The sequence below is a fragment of the Ruminiclostridium papyrosolvens DSM 2782 genome (assembly GCF_029318685.1).
Taxonomy (GTDB): Bacteria; Bacillota; Clostridia; order Acetivibrionales; family DSM-1351; genus Ruminiclostridium; species Ruminiclostridium papyrosolvens.
In genome coordinates this window covers 4,498,527-4,519,062 of record NZ_CP119677.1, presented here as the reverse complement: position 1 = coordinate 4,519,062, position 20,536 = coordinate 4,498,527, and the positions used below count along the sequence as shown (strand labels likewise).

19 protein-coding genes and 2 tRNA genes are annotated in these 20,536 nt (G+C 33.7%); 18 read left to right on the top strand and 3 right to left on the bottom strand.

All coding sequences use genetic code 11. The features are described from left to right. The first annotated feature begins 117 nt into the window (after positions 1 to 117). The 10 genes from P0092_RS20010 (at position 118) to P0092_RS19965 (ending at position 11,001) form a co-directional block, all read left to right on the top strand. On the top strand, positions 118 to 1,557 hold the full coding sequence (locus tag P0092_RS20010) for a nicotinate phosphoribosyltransferase (RefSeq protein WP_004621381.1): 1,440 nt from the start codon (positions 118 to 120) through the stop codon (positions 1,555 to 1,557). Between the two features lie 239 nt (positions 1,558 to 1,796). Continuing rightward, on the top strand, positions 1,797 to 4,211 hold the full coding sequence (gene spoIIE / locus P0092_RS20005; protein ID WP_004621382.1) for a stage II sporulation protein E: 2,415 nt from the start codon (positions 1,797 to 1,799) through the stop codon (positions 4,209 to 4,211). 69 nt (positions 4,212 to 4,280) lie between these two features. Then, entirely contained in the window at positions 4,281 to 4,649 is a 369-nt protein-coding gene (locus P0092_RS20000) for a hypothetical protein (RefSeq protein WP_004621387.1), read from the top strand. An 81-nt stretch (positions 4,650 to 4,730) separates the two neighbouring features. Further along, a complete protein-coding gene (locus tag P0092_RS19995) occupies positions 4,731 to 5,372 on the top strand; it encodes a hypothetical protein (RefSeq protein ID WP_004621389.1) in 642 nt (213 codons plus the stop codon). 153 nt (positions 5,373 to 5,525) lie between these two features. Next, positions 5,526 to 6,329, top strand: coding sequence for a lipid II flippase Amj family protein (locus P0092_RS19990; RefSeq protein ID WP_004621392.1), 804 nt, complete (start codon positions 5,526 to 5,528; stop codon positions 6,327 to 6,329). Between the two features lie 35 nt (positions 6,330 to 6,364). After that, entirely contained in the window at positions 6,365 to 6,787 is a 423-nt protein-coding gene (locus tag P0092_RS19985) for a hypothetical protein (protein WP_004621394.1), read from the top strand. Positions 6,788 to 6,898: 111 nt separating this feature from the next. Further along, positions 6,899 to 6,973, top strand: a tRNA-Arg gene (locus P0092_RS19980). A gap of 495 nt (positions 6,974 to 7,468) precedes the next feature. Then, entirely contained in the window at positions 7,469 to 8,437 is a 969-nt protein-coding gene (locus tag P0092_RS19975) for a glycosyltransferase family 2 protein (protein ID WP_276187006.1), read from the top strand. Then, complete coding sequence (locus P0092_RS19970) at positions 8,418 to 9,944, top strand: glycosyltransferase family 39 protein (RefSeq protein ID WP_004621404.1); 1,527 nt, start codon at positions 8,418 to 8,420, stop codon at positions 9,942 to 9,944. Before P0092_RS19975 ends, P0092_RS19970 begins: the two co-directional genes overlap by 20 nt. Further along, positions 9,937 to 11,001 (top strand): acyltransferase, encoded by a 1,065-nt coding sequence (locus P0092_RS19965; protein WP_276187005.1) that lies wholly within the window; start codon positions 9,937 to 9,939, stop codon positions 10,999 to 11,001. The genes P0092_RS19970 and P0092_RS19965 overlap by 8 nt, the downstream gene beginning before the upstream one ends. Before the next feature lie 279 nt (positions 11,002 to 11,280). On the opposite strand, the gene P0092_RS19960 is transcribed toward P0092_RS19965, so the two are convergent. After that, the gene (locus P0092_RS19960) at positions 11,281 to 12,345 is read right to left on the bottom strand and encodes a hypothetical protein (protein ID WP_004621406.1); all 1,065 of its coding nucleotides are present in this window, start codon (positions 12,343 to 12,345) and stop codon (positions 11,281 to 11,283) included. A gap of 576 nt (positions 12,346 to 12,921) precedes the next feature. Here P0092_RS19960 and P0092_RS19955 point away from each other — a divergent pair. The 6 genes from P0092_RS19955 to dusB all read left to right on the top strand — a co-directional run bounded on the left by P0092_RS19955 (position 12,922) and on the right by dusB (position 16,322). Continuing rightward, complete coding sequence (locus P0092_RS19955; RefSeq protein ID WP_004621407.1) at positions 12,922 to 13,122, top strand: hypothetical protein; 201 nt, start codon at positions 12,922 to 12,924, stop codon at positions 13,120 to 13,122. Positions 13,123 to 13,192: 70 nt separating this feature from the next. Further along, positions 13,193 to 13,504, top strand: a complete 312-nt coding sequence (locus P0092_RS19950; RefSeq protein ID WP_242831797.1) for a phage holin family protein — start codon at positions 13,193 to 13,195, stop codon at positions 13,502 to 13,504. A gap of 212 nt (positions 13,505 to 13,716) precedes the next feature. Further along, positions 13,717 to 13,790: transfer RNA gene (locus P0092_RS19945), tRNA-Arg, on the top strand. 127 nt (positions 13,791 to 13,917) lie between these two features. Next, positions 13,918 to 14,481 carry a hypothetical protein gene (locus P0092_RS19940; protein ID WP_004621409.1) on the top strand — a complete coding sequence of 188 codons (564 nt, stop codon included), beginning with the start codon at positions 13,918 to 13,920 and terminating at the stop codon, positions 14,479 to 14,481. 145 nt (positions 14,482 to 14,626) lie between these two features. Beyond that, on the top strand, positions 14,627 to 15,250 hold the full coding sequence (locus P0092_RS19935) for a class I SAM-dependent methyltransferase (protein ID WP_004621410.1): 624 nt from the start codon (positions 14,627 to 14,629) through the stop codon (positions 15,248 to 15,250). A gap of 109 nt (positions 15,251 to 15,359) precedes the next feature. Then, entirely contained in the window at positions 15,360 to 16,322 is a 963-nt protein-coding gene (dusB, locus tag P0092_RS19930) for a tRNA dihydrouridine synthase DusB (RefSeq protein WP_004621411.1), read from the top strand. Here the strand turns inward: dusB and P0092_RS19925 are convergent. Next, positions 16,288 to 17,040: an N-acetylmuramoyl-L-alanine amidase family protein gene (locus tag P0092_RS19925; protein ID WP_004621412.1), complete on the bottom strand. Its 753-nt coding sequence runs from the start codon at positions 17,038 to 17,040 to the stop codon at positions 16,288 to 16,290. The two genes, dusB and P0092_RS19925, sit on opposite strands and share 35 nt — an antisense overlap. Positions 17,041 to 17,152: 112 nt before the next feature. Further along, positions 17,153 to 17,944 (bottom strand): C40 family peptidase, encoded by a 792-nt coding sequence (locus tag P0092_RS19920; protein ID WP_004621413.1) that lies wholly within the window; start codon positions 17,942 to 17,944, stop codon positions 17,153 to 17,155. Between the two features lie 378 nt (positions 17,945 to 18,322). On the opposite strand from P0092_RS19920, the gene spoVB reads away from it, so the two are divergent. Together spoVB and P0092_RS19910 are read left to right on the top strand one after the other, a co-directional pair. Then, positions 18,323 to 19,900, top strand: a complete 1,578-nt coding sequence (gene spoVB, locus P0092_RS19915; RefSeq protein WP_004621414.1) for a stage V sporulation protein B — start codon at positions 18,323 to 18,325, stop codon at positions 19,898 to 19,900. Between the two features lie 164 nt (positions 19,901 to 20,064). Further along, positions 20,065 to 20,502, top strand: a complete 438-nt coding sequence (locus P0092_RS19910) for an Hsp20/alpha crystallin family protein (RefSeq protein ID WP_004621415.1) — start codon at positions 20,065 to 20,067, stop codon at positions 20,500 to 20,502. The last annotated feature ends 34 nt before the right edge of the window (positions 20,503 to 20,536 follow it).

Here is a 20,536-nt window from a genome sequence, read left to right as displayed (position 1 = left end):
TCAATCATTCAGGTCTTTACTGTAATTTTTATGATAATTGGTATATACTTTTGAGTATAACGAGATTTTTATATGTAAAATACTAATTTGCATTAATATATGGAGGATTGTACAATCATGACTGATGAAACTTACGCTCTTTTATGTGATTTCTATGAGCTTACAATGAGCAACGGCTATTTTATAAATGGTTTTTGCGACAAAATAGCATACTTTGATGTTTTTTTCAGAAAAGTACCTGATGGAGGCGGTTTTGCTATTGCTGCCGGTCTTGAACAGGTTATTGAATATATTGAAAACCTGCGATTTTCAAAAGATGACGTAAAATATTTAAAAGACCTGAATATGTTTTCAGACAGCTTTTTGGAGTATCTGTCAAACTTCAGGTTCACAGGAGACATATATGCAGTTCCCGAGGGAACCCCTGTTTTTCCGAATGAACCCATTATAACTGTTAAAGCTCCCGTTATTGAAGCCCAGATAATTGAGACTTTTATACTTCTCTCGATTAATCATCAATCCCTTATTGCTACTAAGGCCAACCGTATAGTTCGGGCAGCCAGAGGTAGAACAGTTCTGGAATTCGGCTCCAGAAGGGCACAAGGGGCAGATGGTGCCGTACTTGGAGCAAGGGCTGCCTTCATTGCAGGCTGCGAAGGTACAGCATGTGCTATGACGGACAAACTATACGGTGTACCGGCAGGCGGAACAATGGCGCATTCGTGGATTCAAATGTTTGACAGTGAATATGAGGCTTTTAAGACCTATTGTGAACTCTACCCCAATAACAGTACCCTTCTGGTTGACACGTATAATGTGCTTAAAAGCGGAGTTCCTAATGCCATACGTGCGTTTAAGGAAGTGCTCCTTCCTCGGGGTATCACAAAATGTGCAATCCGTCTGGACTCAGGAGACATGACGTATTTGTCAAGGAAAGCCAGAGAAATACTTGATAAAGCAGGGCTTACCGAATGTAAAATAGTAGCCTCAAATGCTCTTGATGAATATATAATCAGTGATTTGATTTCACAGGGGGCATGTATTGATATTTTTGGGGTAGGAGAACGGCTGATAACTTCCAAAAGTGAGCCTGTATTCGGCGGTGTTTACAAGCTATGTGCTATTGAAGGTGAAAACGGTGAAGTTATTCCAAAGATAAAACTAAGTGAAAATGTAACAAAGATAACCAATCCCCACTTTAAAAAGGTTTATCGCCTATTTGAAAATGAAACCGGCAAAGCTATTGCAGACCAACTTTGTGTATATGATGAAACAATAGACCAAACAAAGGAATTAGAGCTTTTTGATCCCGAAGCTACATGGAAGCGTAAGACAATTACTGATTTTACTGCAAAGGAACTTTTAGTACCCATATTTATAGAGGGCAAAAAAGTGTATAAGGTTCCTACAATCCGAGAAACCAGAAATTACTGCAAGGAGCAAATTGATTCTCTTTGGGATGAAGTAAAGCGGTTTGAGTTTCCGCATGAATATTATGTAGACCTATCTCAAAGACTTTGGGATATTAAGCATAAACTTATTGAAGATAACAGATAGAAGTTTTCGACATGAATAACTTAAAAAAGTAATTATTTATGTTTTACTTAAAGTTGTTCTTAGGAAAATATACTTTAATTGATGTTATAAAAGTAAGATATTTTGAAAATAACTGTCTAAAATATCTTATTTCCTAAGTACCAAAAGTGACAAATATTTTTATACTCCTGCCTTATAATCAATCCTGCGTGCTGTAACCGGGTAATCACACAGAAGATAAAAGGCGGGGGGTCACTAAATTGAAAACAGAAACACTTCCATACAATAATCTAGGTGAGTTCAGAGAAAAACTTCACAAAAACAGCAGTTCAAAAACAGCAGCATTGCTTGACTATTTGAACAGGGCTAATAAATTAAATCTGATTGTAATTCCGGCTGCATTTTTGCTGGGCAGGATATCCTTGATGGGTGGTTTGATGCCGTTTGGCATAGCTTTGTATGCCGCTACTCTTGGATTGAATCTGAGCAGGATTTTAATTGCACTTGCAATAATTGCAGGGATGCTGACTTCGGGAGCTACAGTTCAGATATATACTGCCGCTGTTTCCATGCTGCTGTTTAATGCCATGAATATTCCCTTTAAAAAAAGCGTGGGCTCATCTCTGAGAACAGCTATAACAGCATTTGCAGGAGTGCTGATACCTGAAATTCTTATTACATATCTCCAGGGTTTTCTTTTGTATGATATTTTAAAATCCCTTCTGAACGGGTTCCTGATTTTTGCACTGGTATTTGTATTTAAAAACGTCCTTGACGTAATGGGAAGCACATCTAAGAGGCATGTTCTGACTAACGAAGAGGTCTTAAGTATAGCAATAGCCTGCGCACTTTCTATTGGAGGACTGGGTACATGGGCTTTACTTGGGATTAGTCTGAGAAATATCCTGTGCATTCTCGTAATTTTAGTATTCAGCTATAGAACCGGGGCAGGAAACGGAGCTGCCATAGGCGTAATTGTTGGAACGGTAATAAGTATTTCGTCGAATTCTTCACCGGTTATGGTCTCATCATATGCTTTTTGCGGTTTACTTTCAGGAATTTTGAGAAAGATGGGGAAAGTTGGCTCATGTCTGGGCGTTTTGATGGGAAATGCAGTTTTAACGTTTTATACCAACGGGTCTACGGAAGTCCTCATATATCTGTATGAAATAATTGTAGCAATTATTTTATTTATGTTGATACCAAATAAAGTAACGGATATTGTTGTAAACAAATTTAATAAAGCACTGGCAGACAGAGGGGACAAAAAAGGTTACAGTATGAGAATCAAAGAGCTTACTGTAGAAAAGCTGAACAAATTTTCAAAAGCCTTTGGTGAAATGGCTAAAACCTTTGATGAAATATCTGAAACAAGGTCAATTACCGAAAAGCATGACATAACTGCTATTTTTGACAGAGTTGCGGACCGGGTTTGTAAGGATTGCAGTCTTTGCAGCCATTGCTGGGAGCAGAATTTCTGTAATACTTACCAAATTCTTTTCAAAATAGTTGAGAAACTGGACTGCAAGGGTTGGATTGAACAGCAGGATATCCCACAGTACTTTCTGGATAGATGTGAGCGCGTAGACGACTTTGTAAAGGCTGTAAATTATACTTATGAGCTGTTTAAGGTTGATATGGTTTGGAGAAGCAGAATCAGTGAAAGCAGAGGCCTTGTTTCCCAGCAAATGAGGAGCATGTCTACAATTATTGCCAATCTGGCAGTAGAATTGAATACCAATATTATTTTTAAAGAGGATATTGAAAACAATATACTTCTGGAGCTTACCAAAAAAGGCTTACGCAATGTGGAAGCAGTTGTATATGAGAACAAAAACGGAAACTATGAAATTGTATTATCATACAAAGGCTGTGGAGGAAAACGAAGCTGTATAGGTTGTGTAGAAAAAGCTGTGTCCGATGTTATTGGCTACAAAATGGTGAAGAACGGAAGTGACTGCGGGCTTAATACAAAAACGGACATGTGCAGTATAAAGCTTGTTAAGGAAGAAATATTCAAGATAGTAACGGGTGTGGCCAGAGTTGCAAAAGATGAAAAGCATGTGTCGGGAGATAATTATACATTTCTTAACAGTGGTGACGGTAAATATATTGCAGCTTTAAGCGATGGAATGGGCACAGGCCACAAAGCGTGTCTACAAAGCAAGGCAACGGTGAATCTTATTGAACAGTTTATGGAATCGGGTTTTGACAAGGATACAACAGTGAAACTGATAAATTCTATTCTTGTTCTTAAATCAAATGATGAAACCTTTGCTACTATTGATATTTCCGTTGTGGATTTATATGACGGAGAAGTGGAATTTGTAAAGGTGGGGGCCGCTCCTACTTTTATCAAAAGGGAGGACTATGTGGAGACAATCAGGGCTGCTTCTCTTCCGGCAGGAATATTGAGCAATGTTGAACTGGAACTCATTCACAAAAATGTTAATAGCGGGGAGTACATCGTAATGGTGTCCGACGGAATAGTGGACTCCTTTAAAAGCAGCGATGATAGCATTACAGAGGTTCAAAATGTTATTTCGCAAATGACAAGCAAGAATCCTCAAAAAATTGCAGATGATCTTATGGAGGAAGCATTAAGCCGTTGTAAAGATAAAGAGCCCATAGATGACATGATGGTTATGGTTTCTAAAATTTGGAAACCATTATAGTGAATTAACATTGAATAATTATGTTAAATATTCACAAACTAACCATAAATGTTCTTTATGGAGGATACTATGTTCTATGGTAAGGAAAAAAAGGTAATTGTACTCAGAGACATACATTCAAACCTGTTTGAGGAGGCTATTCTGGTAATGAAACAAGATACACAAAGCGGCGATAATGAAAAAAAACAGCAAAAGGAGGGAGATTCAGTATATAATAATAAATTCATTTTAAGGGAGGCAGAAGCAATAATTAATAACTATGTTAAAGAAAACAAGAGTAAATTGGCAACTGTACCGAAAGAAAGGCAAAAGTCGGCATGCAAAAAACATTTAAAGAGAAAGTTTAACGAGTCCCGGTTTATGAAGATTCTTATAATAAATTCTGCCCTTATCGGAAGTATTGCAGCAATCGCATATATTTTAATAGAAATATTTTAAAAATATCTTGCTATATTGATTGAACTCTGTTAAATAATATATATTATATAATGATAAATGCGTTTTGTGATAGGAGCAGAAATGAAATCGAAATACAATACAATTATTGATATTTTTTTGCTACAAAAAGATTTTTACTCAAAACTTACAGACAAAAGTATGTGGCTTTACATTGGTATAGTTTTTGTAGGCTTGAGGGATGTTATTTTCTATATACTTAATCCTCAAAATACAAAGGGCTTCTTTATAACCAATTTAAGCTTAAATTTTAAAACGGCAGCGGTTTTATTTATAACTGCGTTAATAATAGGGTTTGTAGATGTGATTTGCTTCTCATACCCTGTTTTTGACGTTATAAAGCATTTTAAAAAGAGGAGCGAAGGATATAATGCCTCTGTGGTGAATACATATTCTAGCCTTATTACAAAGGTTATGAAGGTCTACGTTCTTACTAACATTCTATTAACTCCTATGGATACTTTAATTTACTTTTGCAGCAGGTGGACTTTTTCCACTGAATCGATGATTTTATTGTTTATAACAACTGCTATGGGAATACTGTCATATTTCTGGTTTAATGGTGCAATTACCAGAGGACTCTGCGTGCTGTTCAGGTTATCTAACAATGTAAGAGGATTGGTGTTTGTTCTTGTATTTTGCTGGAATGCACTTATCAGTTCTGCAATTCAATATTTGCTCTCACTGATTATAACGAGATTATAGGAAGGTCAGTTCTTGTAAAAATATCCGTCTATGCAATAAAAACTGCACAGAGGGATTTTTTTATGAAGTAGTGCTGCAATATATTGTCTTATATAGAAGGTAATGGACAAGGACGTGTAGAATACTTACCATTTATAGTGGAGGTATTTATAAATGACCATACAAGTTATAGCCGTTCTTGCCCTGACCCTTGTAATATATGTTGTAGGAACCTTAGCCTACAGTGTCAGAATAGTAGGTGTGAAGACGGGGAGAATAGCAATTGCTTTTGCCATATTTAACGTGTTTGCACTTTTATCAAGGACAGCCAACACCTTTCAGGCACCATTGCTGGCAAAAACCATTGAAAAGAGTATTGAGGGTGGAAATACCGACGGTATGCTGCATATTTTCAGGTGGATTTTACTTTCAGCTACTTTTGCTACAATTATCGGTGCAATGCTTCTGCCCACATTTATAAGAGTTTTTACAAAAGCAGTAGAATCTTTTAGTGTTTACAGGTCTGTTCCGAGACTAATTTTACACGGATTTTCAAAGTCCGGCATAGAGCAGTTCAAGAGGAGTATCACTATTCCAAAAAAGGACAACCTGTCTCAATTGAAAAGCTTGAGAAAGATACCAAAAAAAATAGTATTATTAAATGTAATCACATCTTCCATATCAACAGTGGGTGTACTTGCTTCATTGTATGCCGGATGCCTTTATCCTGAATTCAGAACAACCTGCAGTACCCTGTCCTCAGCAATAAATGGTGTTGCAACCATACTTATGTTTTTGTTTATTGACCCGTATATTTCTATGATGACAGATGATGTTATTAAAGGGGAGTGTACAGAGCTGGATTTCAGCCGATGTGTAATATTTATTGTGTGCGGGCTTATTGTGGGAACCATGCTGGCACAGCTTTTATTGGTTCCGGCAGCAATGGCTATTGCCAGTATTGCAAGGGTGATATGAGAATAAAAGCTTTGGTAAGTGTTTAAGGGGGATTTATGAAGGAATGTCCTAATTGTAAAGTTATACGTGAGAATAATAACAGGTATTGCGAATGCGGGTATGATTTAAGATTAAATACAATAGATGAAGATAAAGTAAAATACTTGAAATTTTCACGGAATTATTTAAAAACAATACTAATTAATTTGTCTTTTTCTGTTCTAGGATTATGTTTAACGCCTTACGTTTTGATTGGCTTTTTTGGAGTATTGAATGGTCCGACAACCGGCTCAATAGCAGTAGCATCAGGTGTAACAGTTCTTTTTTTTGTAGCACTTGTAATAAGTAATTATGTTACAATAAAAAAGGTTTCAGGAAAAAGTAAAATATATATTGTATTAATCGGTTTAGCTACATTTTTATTGGGAGTTGCGCTCTTATTTTGTATCTGTTTTAGTATTATTCTAGGGATATTTTAATAGTGTGTTGTAACTTTGTTCATAACGAAGGAATATCAAAAGAATTCAATCTCCTTTGTTGTAAAGTGAGCTTCAATAGTCTATAATATATCAGTGTGCTTTTAAAAATATGTCTCGGTAGTTTAATGGATAAAGCGGTGGATTCCGGTTCCACTGATGCGGGTTCGATTCCTGTCCGGGACGCCAAAATTTATAGAATAAGTAGAAAGTGTCAGTAATCATAAGGGTTATGGCACTTTTTATTATTTTGATGTGTTAAAATATATATAAAGAATACTTTATATGCTCTTATTAAATGTGCATGGGGGACAATATGAAGAAAAATAGAATACTAATAATTGGTCTGTACCTATAGTTTTAATTTCCTTAGTGGTTAGTTACCAGTTTACATATTCTGTTGGTGTCTCAAATAATAATATTACAAAAGGATTAATTAATTTTTTAAAGACAAGTAAATATATTCATATTGGACAAAGCGTTAAGATAGAATCTCAGAGTAATATTGATAACAGAAAATATGTTTTATTTTACATTAATAAAAAATTAGCTTATGCGGAACTAAAACTTAGTCCATTTGAGAAAATAATACATTTTTGCAATTATTTAATGAACTACAATTGATTTACTATTTTTTTATGGTATAATTTTGGAAGCTAAGATAGAAAGTTAAGGTGAAACGTAATGAAAACTAGAAAATTATTATCTGTAGTAGTTCCCGTTTATAATGAACAAGAAGTGATAACTGAAACCTATAGAAGACTAAAAGCATCATTAAGTAATTTGGATATGGATATTGAATACATATTTATTAATGATGGTAGCACAGATAATACATATTTAAAACTTAATGAACTAATAGTAAATACTGATGTAAAATTGATAAACTTTTCAAGAAATTTTGGACATCAGATAGCTATTTCAGCAGGAATGGATTACGCAAAAGGTGATGCAGTTGTGGTAATTGATGCTGATTTACAAGATCCGCCTGAAATTATATCAGAAATGATTGAAAAGTGGAAAGAAGGCTATGAAGTAGTGTATGGAAAAAGACTACATAGAGAAGGTGAAACTTTATTTAAGAAGCTTACAGCAAAACTTTTTTATAGGGTAATTGATAATATAACAGATATTAAGTTACCGGTGGATGTAGGTGATTTTAGATTAATCGATAAAAAAGTATGCGATTCTATGAAGAGTTTACCTGAGCGAGCCAGATATGTAAGAGGCTTAGTAAGCTGGGTAGGGTTTAATCAAACTAGCATTGAGTATAAGAGGGAAAAACGATTTGCTGGTAAAACCAAATACCCATTAAGGAAGATGATTAAGCTTGCGACTGATGGGATTATCTCTTTTTCTTATAGACCATTAAAATTAGCAACTTTTTTAGGAATGACTGTTTCTGCCTTAAGTTTTATATATTTGATTGCTATTTTACTTCAAAAAATTTTTACTAATTCAACTGTAGAAGGCTGGGCATCAACAATGGTGGTATCACTTTTTTTTAATGGTGTAATGCTAGTTGTAATTGGTATTATGGGTGAGTATGTTGGTAGAATTTATGAAGAAGTCAAGTCTAGACCATTATATGTTATAGGCGAGCTAATAAACTTCGATGAAGGAAATAATACTAATGAGTATACAAAAAGATAAAATACAGATTAGTGAAATAATACCTCAAAAACTTGATATGTTAACAAAATTGGTTCTTATGATTTTCACGGCGTACATTATGTTTTTAACATTATTAAATATTGGTTATGTATTTCATCTCAAGGGGACTTTTAAATACATAATTATAGTTGTACCTGTTTTTGTCGCTTGTATATTTATTGCAAATAAATTAAGGATATCAAAAAAGGCATTCTTAATATGCATTTTTATATTAGCATTTTGTACTAAAGCATTGATAGCTATAACTGCTGGTACGCGTCCAGTATCAGATTTCAAAACATTTTATGATTGTGCTGTAGCTTTACAAAGTGGGAATAAAAGTTGGAGTAAATGGACATATTTTAGTGATTGGGCTTACCAGACCGGTCCAATTACTTATTATGCAATATTAATAAAGATATTTGGAACTGGATTGCTTCCATTAAAGTTATGTAATTGTGCTTTTATGGCTGGAACGAATACATTAATTTATCTTATTGCAAGAAAAATAACAAATGAGTATGCTGCTCGTTCAGTAGCACTTCTTTATGTGTTTTATCCAGCTCCATATTTTCTTGCATCAGTTTTGACTAATCAACATTTTGCTGCATTTATGTTTTATGCTACTATTTATGTTTTAATGATAAGTAAATTCAATTTTTGGGTTAGAGCTTTATTGGGTGGAATAATCGCAGCATTAGGCAATGCAGTCAGACCACTCGGGACAGTTATTATCGCAGCGGCAATAGTTTGGTGTATTATTGAATTGATAAGGACTAAAAAAGTTGTAACAATAGGTTTAGTCTTAATAATGATGGTAACTTACTCCACAGCTTTATGGGGTATTTCATCGTACCTTATACATGAAGATATAAGTCCCTATGGCTTATCAAATAATTTTCCATTGTGGAAGTTTGTTGTTGGCCTAAACGAAAAAACTTCCGGTCAATACTCTTTAGAAGATCAAAGTAACATATTTTATATTGATGATAAGCATATGAGAGATACAATAGCGAAAGCTACAATAAAGGAACGAATAAATATTGGCCCTAAAAGAATGCTAAAATTCATGGTTAAAAAGCAGGAAGTGATGTGGGGAAGTATGGACACACTTAGATGGGGATTTTATATTTACAAGAATAAGCAATTAGTACCGCCAGAGGATTTGAAAATAATTGAAAATAGACTGTTGAAAACTGAGAAAGTATACTATTTATTTGCGTTATTAGTCTTGGCATTAGGTACGATAAGTTTGATACGACAAAAGAAAAATATTAATTCAGTCGCACTATACGTTATATTACTTTTGATGGGATACTTTTTTGTGCATATGTTAATTGAGGTTCAAGTCAGATACCGGTATTTTGCATTGATTTCCGTATTTATATTGTTAGCTTATGGGGTGCAATATCTTGTAGATAAATATGCAGTACTCAAAAACAAGAAGTACACTTTTAAGGCTTCTAAATTACTACTTGTACAATTAGAAAGGATAAAAAATGGTTAAAAGAATTACTTATGTAGATGTATTAAAAACTCTTGCAATATTTGGTGTTATTGTAATACATATTTCTGCAGGGATGTTGGCAAATATAAAAATAGCTTCTACTAATTGGTATTTTTATGTATTTTGGGCTTCGATTGTAAGGTGGAGTGTACCGGTTTTCTTTATGTGTAGTGGGGTATTATTTCTAAATCCCAATAAAGAAATTTCGTTAAAACTGGTTTATACAAAGTATTTATTGAGAATTGTCCTTGCTCTAATTTTTTGGGGTTGTATGTATGAAGTGTTTGATATTTTTAAGGTGTTTGTTAGTACTGGTAGTATAAATACCAGCATAATTAAGAGCTCAATAAAACATATAATTACCTGTAACACGCATTTCCATTTATATTATTTGTATATTATTGCACTGATATATGTTGTGGTACCAATAATAAAGGGAGTTACAAACAATGACAATAAACAGTTAATTGAATATACTTTACTAGTGTGGATTTTTTTTGGACTATTATTCCCATTTACTATAAAGTTTTATCCTTTTAACTTATTAAGAGGAATGGTTCTACAATATGCAATTAATATGGCTTATTCATCAATCGGATATTTTATTATGGGGTATTATCTTCATAGATATTCTTTATCAAGACGAACAACCTATTTTATTTATTTACTTGGTACCATTGGCTTTATATCAACGGTATTTGGTACTATTAAGTCGTCTTCGCATACTATAAATTCATTGTTCTTAGAAGGAATGTCACCCAATGTTGCAGCGATGGCCATAGCACTATTCTTATTAATAAAGAATCTGTGTTTATATATAATTAATGACAAGACTAGTAAGCTTATAAAAGCAACTAAATATATATCAAAAGCTAGTTTTTGCATCTACCTTATACATGACTTTTTCAATATTACTTTTAGATCCTTTGGTTTAGATAAAATAATATCAAGTGTTTTCATATCTATACCTATTTTATCGCTACTAAATCTTATTTTGAGTTTTCTTGTGTACTTAGTACTTTCAAAAGTACCTTATGTAAAAAAGTATCTGATATAAAATTTTTTTGTTCTTGATTGTCAATGTACATGGAGGCATTGTATTACCTCATGAATACTTTTAGAACAAAGTCACTTTAAGATTAAAATGGTACAATAATTTGAGTAATTTCGCAGAATTTTCTGATTACTGTTTTTCATTTTTGAAGTATATTAGTAAAGCCGAAAAGTGATTAGTTTTAATCATCTTTCCGGCTTTTAAATTCACATTATTATTTGACACTTACAAACAATAAAGCACAATCATAATGTAAAACAATTTATAAAACAACAGAGTAAATTATTCTATTTTGAAATTAATGTTACAGCAATTCCCACCGGGTAAAATGAATTTGAAAGTACCATCGCTAGGTATACTTTTATATACGTAGCATCCACTTGAGGTGTTAGTAAGAGATATTTTTTCCCAACTAGACCCATTATAAAAAGAAATAGCTTCTAAGTCCACGGCTTTAGAACCATGAGATGCATAATCATATGTAATTTTTATTTTATTTTTTGTACCGTAATTTGTTAATTTAACATCATACCTTACACCATAATTACCAGCTAATTGTGATGGACCTCTTCCAATAGTTCCGACGTCACCATACGGATTAATATAGTCTGAAAGTTCATTAGTATTTGTAGAATTATTATATGCAGCTAAATAAAATGAGTTGGTTGCTGAATTTCCAACATTAAAACTTACTGCTCTTGAATCATTGGCAAATAGTCCTGTTGTGTGAGTGGTATCATTATTTTGACTACATCTTGAACAGCTTTGTATGGAGCTCTGAGAGGCTGAAGAATTTGCAAGATATATTTTAAGACCTAAACTATCACTATTGGATTGTACTATCACTTTGCCATTTCCAACATTATTAGCAGGAATTGAAGTTTCTACATAATCTATTATTCTGGATGCGCCAGGCTGTAAAACATAGGTTTGATTATTTGAACTAATTTGATAAGTATTTTGCATATATGCATGAGTTGCTCGGTCACCATTAGGAACCCTAGTTGTTTTTCCAAAATTTTTAACTGTGAATTGGGCGGAAGCAGAACCGTTATTTATCACGATAACACCTGCACGTAAAGTGCTACCGGTATAATTAATGTGATAATATTCTACATCGTAAATACTTCCTTTTTTCAATGTGGTATTTATTGTATATTTAGCGCTATCATTTCCTAAAACACTTGAATTTACAGATTCAGGACAGTTAGAGTATATGTAATAGTGTCCTCCTTGAGTCATTGTTAATGAGTCATATGGGAGTGTATTAGCATAAGAGCAAAATAATAAACACATTACCATTGTTATTACTAAAACACATGAAGTTATTCTTTTTGAAATTTTCATAAAACCTCCATCAAGATTTAAAATGTAATTTAATAGTTTAAGATGTAGTTTTATATATAAAACCATAAGTAATATAACATTCGAATAGTAAAAATATTAGCATATATTGAATAAAATGGGAACACCTAAAAAAATACACAAATAAAGAAAAATTAACAATTAAATACAATTACTGTCACTAATACAAATTATTAGACAAAGAATATAACAGTAGGTTTTATATTTGATAAATTCTTGATACTACAGAAAATTATTCTTGGCACATTCTTTTTAAAGAATTTTCTATGATACATAACATAAAAAGATAAAGTTATAAAAAGTAGAATAAAAGCTGTTAGTCTTTGTGACCGTATGTATTATTTTATCGTTAAAGGATTTGAAGTTTCTACACAGAATGATTGTCATAAATCAGAGGAGAGGGCCAGAAGTACCATCATCTTTCGCAAAAAACAGAGTTCTGCGTATTATTATCATCAGCGACGTCTCAAGGCAGCTGGAAGACATAAAAATATGTAGGCACTTAAATAATACTATTGCAAAGATAAAAAGATTACAAAATCCTAGAATTTCTTAATAATGGACTCAGGAGTATCAAATGTAATACAAATAGAAAAGGCTTTAAATAATTATGCAAAAGATGGATGGTATTTAAAATCAATTGCAACAAATGAATCTGGAAAGAACTCAAGGAGTGTCAGTGTTTCTGGATTATATAGTTCAGTTAATGCAACGATAGATCAAACAATAATAATTCTCGAAAGAAATGTTGAAGAGTAGCACAAACTTCAAATTTGGGTTCTTACCAAAGCGTGGTTTTCATTTATATGCTCTCATAGTGTACTTTTGTATGTTGCAAATTATAATTTATCGACTAGTTTGCAAGGTCGGAAGTATTTTAGCAGTATTAGTTGCTGCTGTTGTTGATATAGTTATTGGCATGGTCATCAATAATATACCAAGTGTTACATTACCTTTTACATATATATTTTTATTATGTCCTGTTGTGTTAGTATGGTATATCGTAGGAGAGTTAGGCAGTATTATTGAAAATGCAGGACTTATGGGAGCACCTGTTCCTAGTTTTCTACAAAAAATGATTGTAGCATTTAAAAACACGGTTGATTACGCTGGGAATAAAATAATAGATAATAATAAGTAGACCTTCATATTTTACTGACAGAAGATTTAAGTGTGGGGTATTTTTATATTACTCCGACTTAATTTTTTCGCTTTTTTATGAGGATAAGCCTGGAAATACAGTACTAAATAGCATAGTATATTACAGTGGTATTATTAAAAAAAATCAATTCTTAAGACTGGTTAGTCCACTGTACTATACGATTGTAAAACTGGCAAATTCGCTTATAATAAGGCTTTCGAGGATTTGGATAAAGCGGTGGATTCCGGTTCCACTGATGCGGGTTCGATTCCTGTCCGGGACGCCAAAATTTTTAGTATAAGTAGAAAGTGTCAGTAATCATAAGGGTTATGGCACTTTTTATTATTTTGATGTGTTAAAATAGATATAAAGATTACTTTATATGCTCTTATCAAATGTGCATGGGGGACAATATGAAGAAAAATAGAATACTATTAATTGGTCTTGTACCTATAGTTTTAATTTCCTTAGTGGTTAGTTACCAGTTTACATATTCTGTTGGTGTCTCAAATAATAATATTACAAAAGGATTAATTGATTTTTTAAAGACAAGTAAATATATTCATATTGGACAAAGCGTTAAGATACAATCTCAGAGTAATATTGATAACAGAAAATATGTTTTATTTTACATTGATGAAAAATTAGCTTATGCGGAACTAAAAAGAGGACTCAATTCAAAGTATAAAATAGTTTCTGTAACTGCGGATATTAATATGCTAAAATGTGAAATTATTAAAACAAATAAAAGTAAATATTTATTTGTGATTGGTAAAAATGCTGATTTAAAAATTGATTATATTAAAGCAAAAGTTGGTGTTGATGAGTATACAGTAACTATCCCCAAAGAACTTTACTTTATCTCTTATTGTCCGGTATTTTCATGGGCATCACTTGGTGAAGACCCTAAAACAGATACATATAAAGTCTTCGATAATAAAAACAATGATATTACATCTCAAATAAGGAATAACTAAACAAAAACTACAAGATAATTATCAAAATCCTTTGTTTCACAGACATATCAAAACCTAATAATCTTAGAGTCCTTTATTTTTAATACAATTTCAGTCTATAATATAAATATCATTAAGGCAAATAAAAGGATATGGAGACTTAAATATGACAGAATTTTGGGAGAAAAATTTCGTAGAAAAACAAACAATGTGGGGGTTTAAGCCATCAGAATCAGCAATTATTGCAAAAGATTTGTTTATTACAAATAACATAAAAGACATTTTAATACCGGGTATCGGTTATGGAAGAAATGCAAAGATATTTATTGATAATAACATAAATGTTACAGGAATCGAAATATCTAAAACAGCTATTGATTTGGCAAGGCAAAATGGGATTAATATTGATATTTATCATGGTTCAGTTGAAGATATGCCTTTTGAGGACAAGCTTTATGAAGGGATATTTAGCTATGCACTTATTCATTTATTAAATGAAAGTGAGAGGGGAAAATTTATCAGTGATTGTTACAAGCAATTGAAGCCGGGTGGATACATGGTATTTACAACTATTTCAAAAAAAGCTCCTATGTTTGGGAAAGGCAGAAAAATCAATGAGAGCTATTATGAAACAATGGAAGGAGTAAAAATCTTTTTTTATGATGCTGAGTCAATAAAAAAGGATTTTCAACAATATGGACTTGTAGAATTCTCCGAGATTGACGAAATAGACAGTGATAATGAAAATAAACCTCCAATGAAGTTTTTATTAATAAAATGCAAGAAATAGTATGGCTATCGCTCTAAATATCATCCTTTTGACCCCAAACACATAAATTGCTATAATAGCATTGCGATTGCAACAAATAATATTCATATAATAAATGAGGGTACTACTTTTGAAAATAGGAAATGTTGAATTAAAAAACAATATATTTTTAGCTCCCATGGCCGGAGTAACGGACATGCCTTTCCGTATACTTTGCAAGGAGCAGGAATGTGGCCTTGTATATACCGAGATGGTAAGCGCAAAGGGAATGCACTATGATGATGATAAAAGCAATAAGCTTACATTGATGCATGAAATAGAAAAGCCGGGAGCTGTTCAGATTTTTGGCTCTGACCCAACAATCATGGCAGAGGTTACAGAAAAGCTGAACGCTTCAGATGCAGCGATAATTGATATAAATATGGGCTGTCCTGCTCCTAAAATAACTAAAAACGGCGAGGGCAGTGCCTTGATGAAAAATCCCCAACTGATTGCCGAAATAATAAGAGCGGTTGCAGCTGCTTCACAAAAACCCGTAACCGTAAAGATAAGAAAGGGTTGGGATGAAAGCCTTATTAATGCCGTTGAAATAGCACGCATTGCCGAAGAAAACGGAGCAAGTGCCGTTGCCGTTCACGGAAGAACCAGAGAGCAGTACTACAGTGGGAAAGCTGACTGGGACATTATAAGAAGGGTAAAAGAGGCAGTTTCAATACCTGTAATAGGAAACGGTGATGTAACCGGCCCTAAAGAAGCTCGGAAGCTTCTGGAAGAAACAAAGTGTGATGCAATAATGGTCGGAAGAGGCGCACAAGGAAATCCATGGATATTTAAAAAAATAGTCAGGTTTCTTGAAGACGGAACAATAGTTCCTGACCCATCACCTGAAGAAAAAATCGATACAATTATAAGACATATGAATATGCTCATTGACTTAAAAGGTGAAAGAACCGGAATATTGGAAATGCGTTCTCATATAGCCTGGTATATAAAAGGCATGAGGGATGCTGCATATACAAAACAAAAGATATTTCAAATGACGGATAAAGAAGAAATTATCAGTCTTTTGAAGAGCTTTTTGATGAGGCAGTAGTATTTGTCTCCAGAATTTCTTCTATACCTTTTACAATTTGAACGGCACATTTTTTCTGGAAATCAGAAGAGGTTAAGAGCTGTAAATCATTCTTATTAGAAATAAAACCTATTTCCAGAAGCAGCGAGGGCATTTCTGTCCGACGCAGAACATACAAATTTGGGCGAGGAACAATTTTTCTGTTAAACATGCCAAGGGTTTTAAGTTTAGACTGCATAATTTTGGCATTGCTCTCACCTGTGGGTGAATTGGGGTTATATGTCGTAAGTATCCCGTGAGCAGAAGGGTCGGTAAAAGAATTATTATGTATGCTTATAAAAAGTGTACCTTTTTTCTCATTGGCAAGCTTTGTTCTGTCTTCCAGACTTACGGCAGTATCATCTCTTCTGGTGAGAATATTATCTATCTGTTTCTCATTTAGAATTTTTTCTACTTCCAAAGAAATAGGAAGAGTAATCTCTTTTTCGTTGATTTTACCGTTGCCTGCACCGGGTTCGCTTCCTCCGTGTCCGGGGTCTATTACCACCAAAGGAGGTCTGGAAGCGGTATTGGAATCTTCACCGGGGGATGTGAGATTGCTGAGAGGACGCATAATATCATTTCTAAAAATAGCTCCTAACAATGCAATAATGAATACTGAAAGGATAACTATCATAGTTATGAGATTTTTATGACTAAGTTTATGGCTTATCTTTTCAATCAGTTTATCCATTCTCATATGCAATCCTCCGTTAAAAAAGCGAGATAATATCATTTTACCATAAGAACAACAAAAAAAGCTGCAGTTATCTGCAACCTTTTTTGTAAATTTTGTGTACTTAAGAATTCAGTTATCCTATTACCCTTCTTGCTCCTATATATCTCTCTGCAAAATAGCTGTTGCTAAGGCTGGAGATAATAACTCCCTTTGAAGAACTTGAATGAATAAAACTTCCGTTACCCAGATAAATACCCAAATGAGAAGGCCCTGCCTTATAGGTTGTAAAGAAAACTAAATCTCCCACTTTAAGGTTTGCCTTTGAAACATATGAACCAACATTGTATTGCTCAGCGGCGGTTCTGGGAAGACTAATTCCGTGTTTTGCAAAAACGTATTTAGTATAACCGGAACAGTCAAACCCACTTGGAGTTGTACCACCCCATACATATGGAACACCGATATAATTCTTTGCAGTAGATATTATCGCAGCTGCCTTTGAAGTTGTTACGGGAGCTGTACTTGCGTAGCCTCTGCTTGTGGCCGGCTTTGCGGTGGTTTTTCTTTTGACCGGTGAAGCAGCTTTTTTTACTGCAGTTGTTTTTTTAGTTGTGGTTGCGGTTTCGGTATTACTTGAAGTTGTCTTTTTCACAGCACTTGCAGTTTCTTTTGCCGGGGCAGTTTTAGTTACCCCTTGTATCTGCTCTGTACTAGGTTCTGCTTGTGTAGAGTAGTTTAAATTACTATATAATATGTGACGTTCTGATTTTACTGCATTTTCTGTACCGGACATGTAGAACTCTGTTTCCGGAAAAGTAATTTTCTCGCTTTTAACTGCTGCCAGATTGTAAATAGGTACAGCTGAAACTGCACATATAGAAAAAGCTATAACGCCTGACACAAACCTCTTATTAAAATTAATCATATTGACCTCCATTTACCCCTGTTCCAAAGCATAAAAAAATAAGGCAAATGAAACCCGGGGTTATTTTTATCCCTGTCATCGTCTCTCTATATATCTAAATGACTGTATTAAATTAAATAAATGTTCAAAAAACTTGATCTGTATATTGACGAACAAATTGTTCTCTGGATTAAGTTTAAGGCCAAAGGCCTGTCTGCCTATATAAGCTGTAGACTGCTTGCACCCGATAGCTAATGTGTTAGCAGCTGATGAGGTTATTATAAAGGACATATCCATTAGTATCAACCTGAAATAAATGCCATGCAGCCGGAAACCTAGAGTCATAAAAGGTTAACAAATTCAATATTATAGTTTAAGAATAAAAATAGTGGGGTACACATGACCAAAAAAACGTTTATAACAGGTGCATTAATCTTGATGGCTGCAGGCTTGGTAACAAGAGTAATCGGTTTTGTTTACAGAATATATCTCTCAAACCTCATCGGTGCTGAAGGAATGGGCGTTTACCAACTAATTGTACCACTTTACACTTTGATAATACTGACATTGACTTCAGGTGTTTCAATTGCAGTTTCAAAGATGGTTGCCGAGGAACTTGCAAAAGGAAATGCTGTTAACATAAAACGTATATCCAAGGTAGGCTTGCTTGCGGTTTTTGTTACAAGTATTTTTGTATCAATAGTACTATACTTTAATATTGATTTTATAGTAAGCATTTTATTAAAAGACAGTCGCACATATTTTTCCGTATGGATATTACTGCCGTGTATACCTTTTATAGCAGCAGCTTCAGCCTACAAGGGTTATTTTTATGGAATTCAGGAAGTGACACCAACAGCCGTATCCCAGATTGTTGAACAGCTTGTTAAAATAGCTGTAGTATTGATATTTGCCTCACAGTTTTTAAAAGCAGGACTTGAATACGCTTGTGCTTTGGCAACCTTGGGCATGGCATTGGGGGAAATGTCCAATTTATTCGTTCTGGCCCTTTATTATCGGCATAAGAAATATCCTCATACAATGATAAAAAATAATAAAGGCCGTACCAGAAAAAGAGAACTGGTAAAATCTATTCTGAACTGTGCAGTGCCAATATCCTTTAACAGGTTCATAATATCAATTATGCAGGCAATAGAAGTAATTCTGATTCCAAGAAGACTTCTTGCAGGAGGGCTGAATTACATACAGTGTATGGAGGAGTATGGGAAATTGGCCGGTATGGCAATGCCTCTGATATTTTTTCCCGCATTGGTAACAACATCACTGGCAACAACACTCGTTCCGGCTATCTCTGAGTCAATGTCACTAAAGAATTACAGCAGGGTTAATTTCAGAATATCAAAGTCAATTCAGATTACCATGGTGGTTGGGTTTGTATTTATGGCTTTGTTTGCCTGTTATCCCGGCAAAATATCAAACTTAGTATACCCCGGTCAGAACGTTGGAAGTACAATGTTTTTATTGTCCTTTACTTGTATATTCATTTATTTACAACAAATACTGACCGGAATCATGAATGGCTTGGGAAAACAAGGGTTTTTGCTTACAAATTCAATAATTGGCTCAGTTATAAGAATCCTGTGTGTTTATTATCTGATACCTGTTTATGGAATCCCTGCATATGTCTTTGGTATAATCATCAGTTATTTCATATTCTGTATACTTAATTTTATAATAATAACTAAAAATACTGGAATGGTAATTGACCTGAGAAAATGGGTAGTGCTGCCCGCAGGAGTAACAGTAGTTCTTGTATTATCCAGTAAATATATATACAGCTTTTTTAATTTTATGAAACTTTCTGCAGCATGGCAAACATTATTTGCAGTGTGTGCATATATTGCAATAGCTGTGTTTCTAATGGCTTTAGTCGGAGCAATTGACTGGCGTGAAATATTGCAGCTATTTGGGATAAAAATAAAAAAGGGAGAAATCTTAAGAAAGAATAAGGATTAAGAATATTTTTAAATATAATTTGATTTTATAATAGACAAAAGTCAGAGAAGGTCAAATTACAATATTGATAGATAAAGAAACAAAGGTTAAAATATAATCACAAGGTCAAAGAAAGTCAAAATCAAAATAAAATAAATCAATTAAAATAATTTGGAGGTGTTTGTATGTTTGGAATAGTACCATTTAGAAACAACAAATTGCAGGAGAGAGGAGGTCTGTTGGATATTGAAAATATGTTCAATAGCTTTTTCAATGATTCCTTTCCAGCTTTTACAGGCGGAAATCCCATAAGAGCAGATATCAAGGAAAACGAAAAGGAATTTATCGTAGAAGCGGAAATTCCGGGAGTTGCAAAAGAAGATATCAAGCTTGATTTAAGAGATGACACACTCACTATCGCAGTTGAACAGAATCAGGAGTCAAAGGAAGAGAGAGACAATTATATAAGAAAAGAAAGAAGATATGGCTCCTTTAGCAGAAGCTTCTACGTTGAAAACGTTAAAAATGAGGATGTTTCTGCAAAGTATGAAAATGGAATACTCACAATCCTTCTTCCAAAAAGTGAAACAAAAAAGGTTAACAACAGAATAGAGATTCAGTAAAAAATCAAAAATGGCTGCGACCCTTTAATATATA

What these genes read in the sequence shown, in the direction of transcription:
- P0092_RS20000 (WP_004621387.1), top strand. Translation starts at nt 4,281, where the DNA reads ATGTTCTATGGTAAGGAAAAAAAGGTAATTGTACTCAGAGACATACAT.
- P0092_RS19950 (WP_242831797.1), top strand. Translation starts at nt 13,193, where the DNA reads ATGTTGCAAATTATAATTTATCGACTAGTTTGCAAGGTCGGAAGTATT.
- spoVB (WP_004621414.1), top strand. Translation starts at nt 18,323, where the DNA reads ATGACCAAAAAAACGTTTATAACAGGTGCATTAATCTTGATGGCTGCA.
- P0092_RS19960 (WP_004621406.1), bottom strand. Translation starts at nt 12,345, where the DNA reads ATGAAAATTTCAAAAAGAATAACTTCATGTGTTTTAGTAATAACAATG.
- P0092_RS19965 (WP_276187005.1), top strand. Translation starts at nt 9,937, where the DNA reads ATGGTTAAAAGAATTACTTATGTAGATGTATTAAAAACTCTTGCAATA.
- P0092_RS19985 (WP_004621394.1), top strand. Translation starts at nt 6,365, where the DNA reads ATGAAGGAATGTCCTAATTGTAAAGTTATACGTGAGAATAATAACAGG.
- P0092_RS20010 (WP_004621381.1), top strand. Translation starts at nt 118, where the DNA reads ATGACTGATGAAACTTACGCTCTTTTATGTGATTTCTATGAGCTTACA.
- P0092_RS19975 (WP_276187006.1), top strand. Translation starts at nt 7,469, where the DNA reads ATGAAAACTAGAAAATTATTATCTGTAGTAGTTCCCGTTTATAATGAA.
- P0092_RS19995 (WP_004621389.1), top strand. Translation starts at nt 4,731, where the DNA reads ATGAAATCGAAATACAATACAATTATTGATATTTTTTTGCTACAAAAA.
- P0092_RS19955 (WP_004621407.1), top strand. Translation starts at nt 12,922, where the DNA reads ATGGACTCAGGAGTATCAAATGTAATACAAATAGAAAAGGCTTTAAAT.
- P0092_RS19940 (WP_004621409.1), top strand. Translation starts at nt 13,918, where the DNA reads ATGAAGAAAAATAGAATACTATTAATTGGTCTTGTACCTATAGTTTTA.
- P0092_RS19990 (WP_004621392.1), top strand. Translation starts at nt 5,526, where the DNA reads ATGACCATACAAGTTATAGCCGTTCTTGCCCTGACCCTTGTAATATAT.
- P0092_RS19970 (WP_004621404.1), top strand. Translation starts at nt 8,418, where the DNA reads ATGAGTATACAAAAAGATAAAATACAGATTAGTGAAATAATACCTCAA.
- P0092_RS19925 (WP_004621412.1), bottom strand. Translation starts at nt 17,040, where the DNA reads ATGAGAATGGATAAACTGATTGAAAAGATAAGCCATAAACTTAGTCAT.
- P0092_RS19935 (WP_004621410.1), top strand. Translation starts at nt 14,627, where the DNA reads ATGACAGAATTTTGGGAGAAAAATTTCGTAGAAAAACAAACAATGTGG.
- P0092_RS19920 (WP_004621413.1), bottom strand. Translation starts at nt 17,944, where the DNA reads ATGATTAATTTTAATAAGAGGTTTGTGTCAGGCGTTATAGCTTTTTCT.
- P0092_RS19910 (WP_004621415.1), top strand. Translation starts at nt 20,065, where the DNA reads ATGTTTGGAATAGTACCATTTAGAAACAACAAATTGCAGGAGAGAGGA.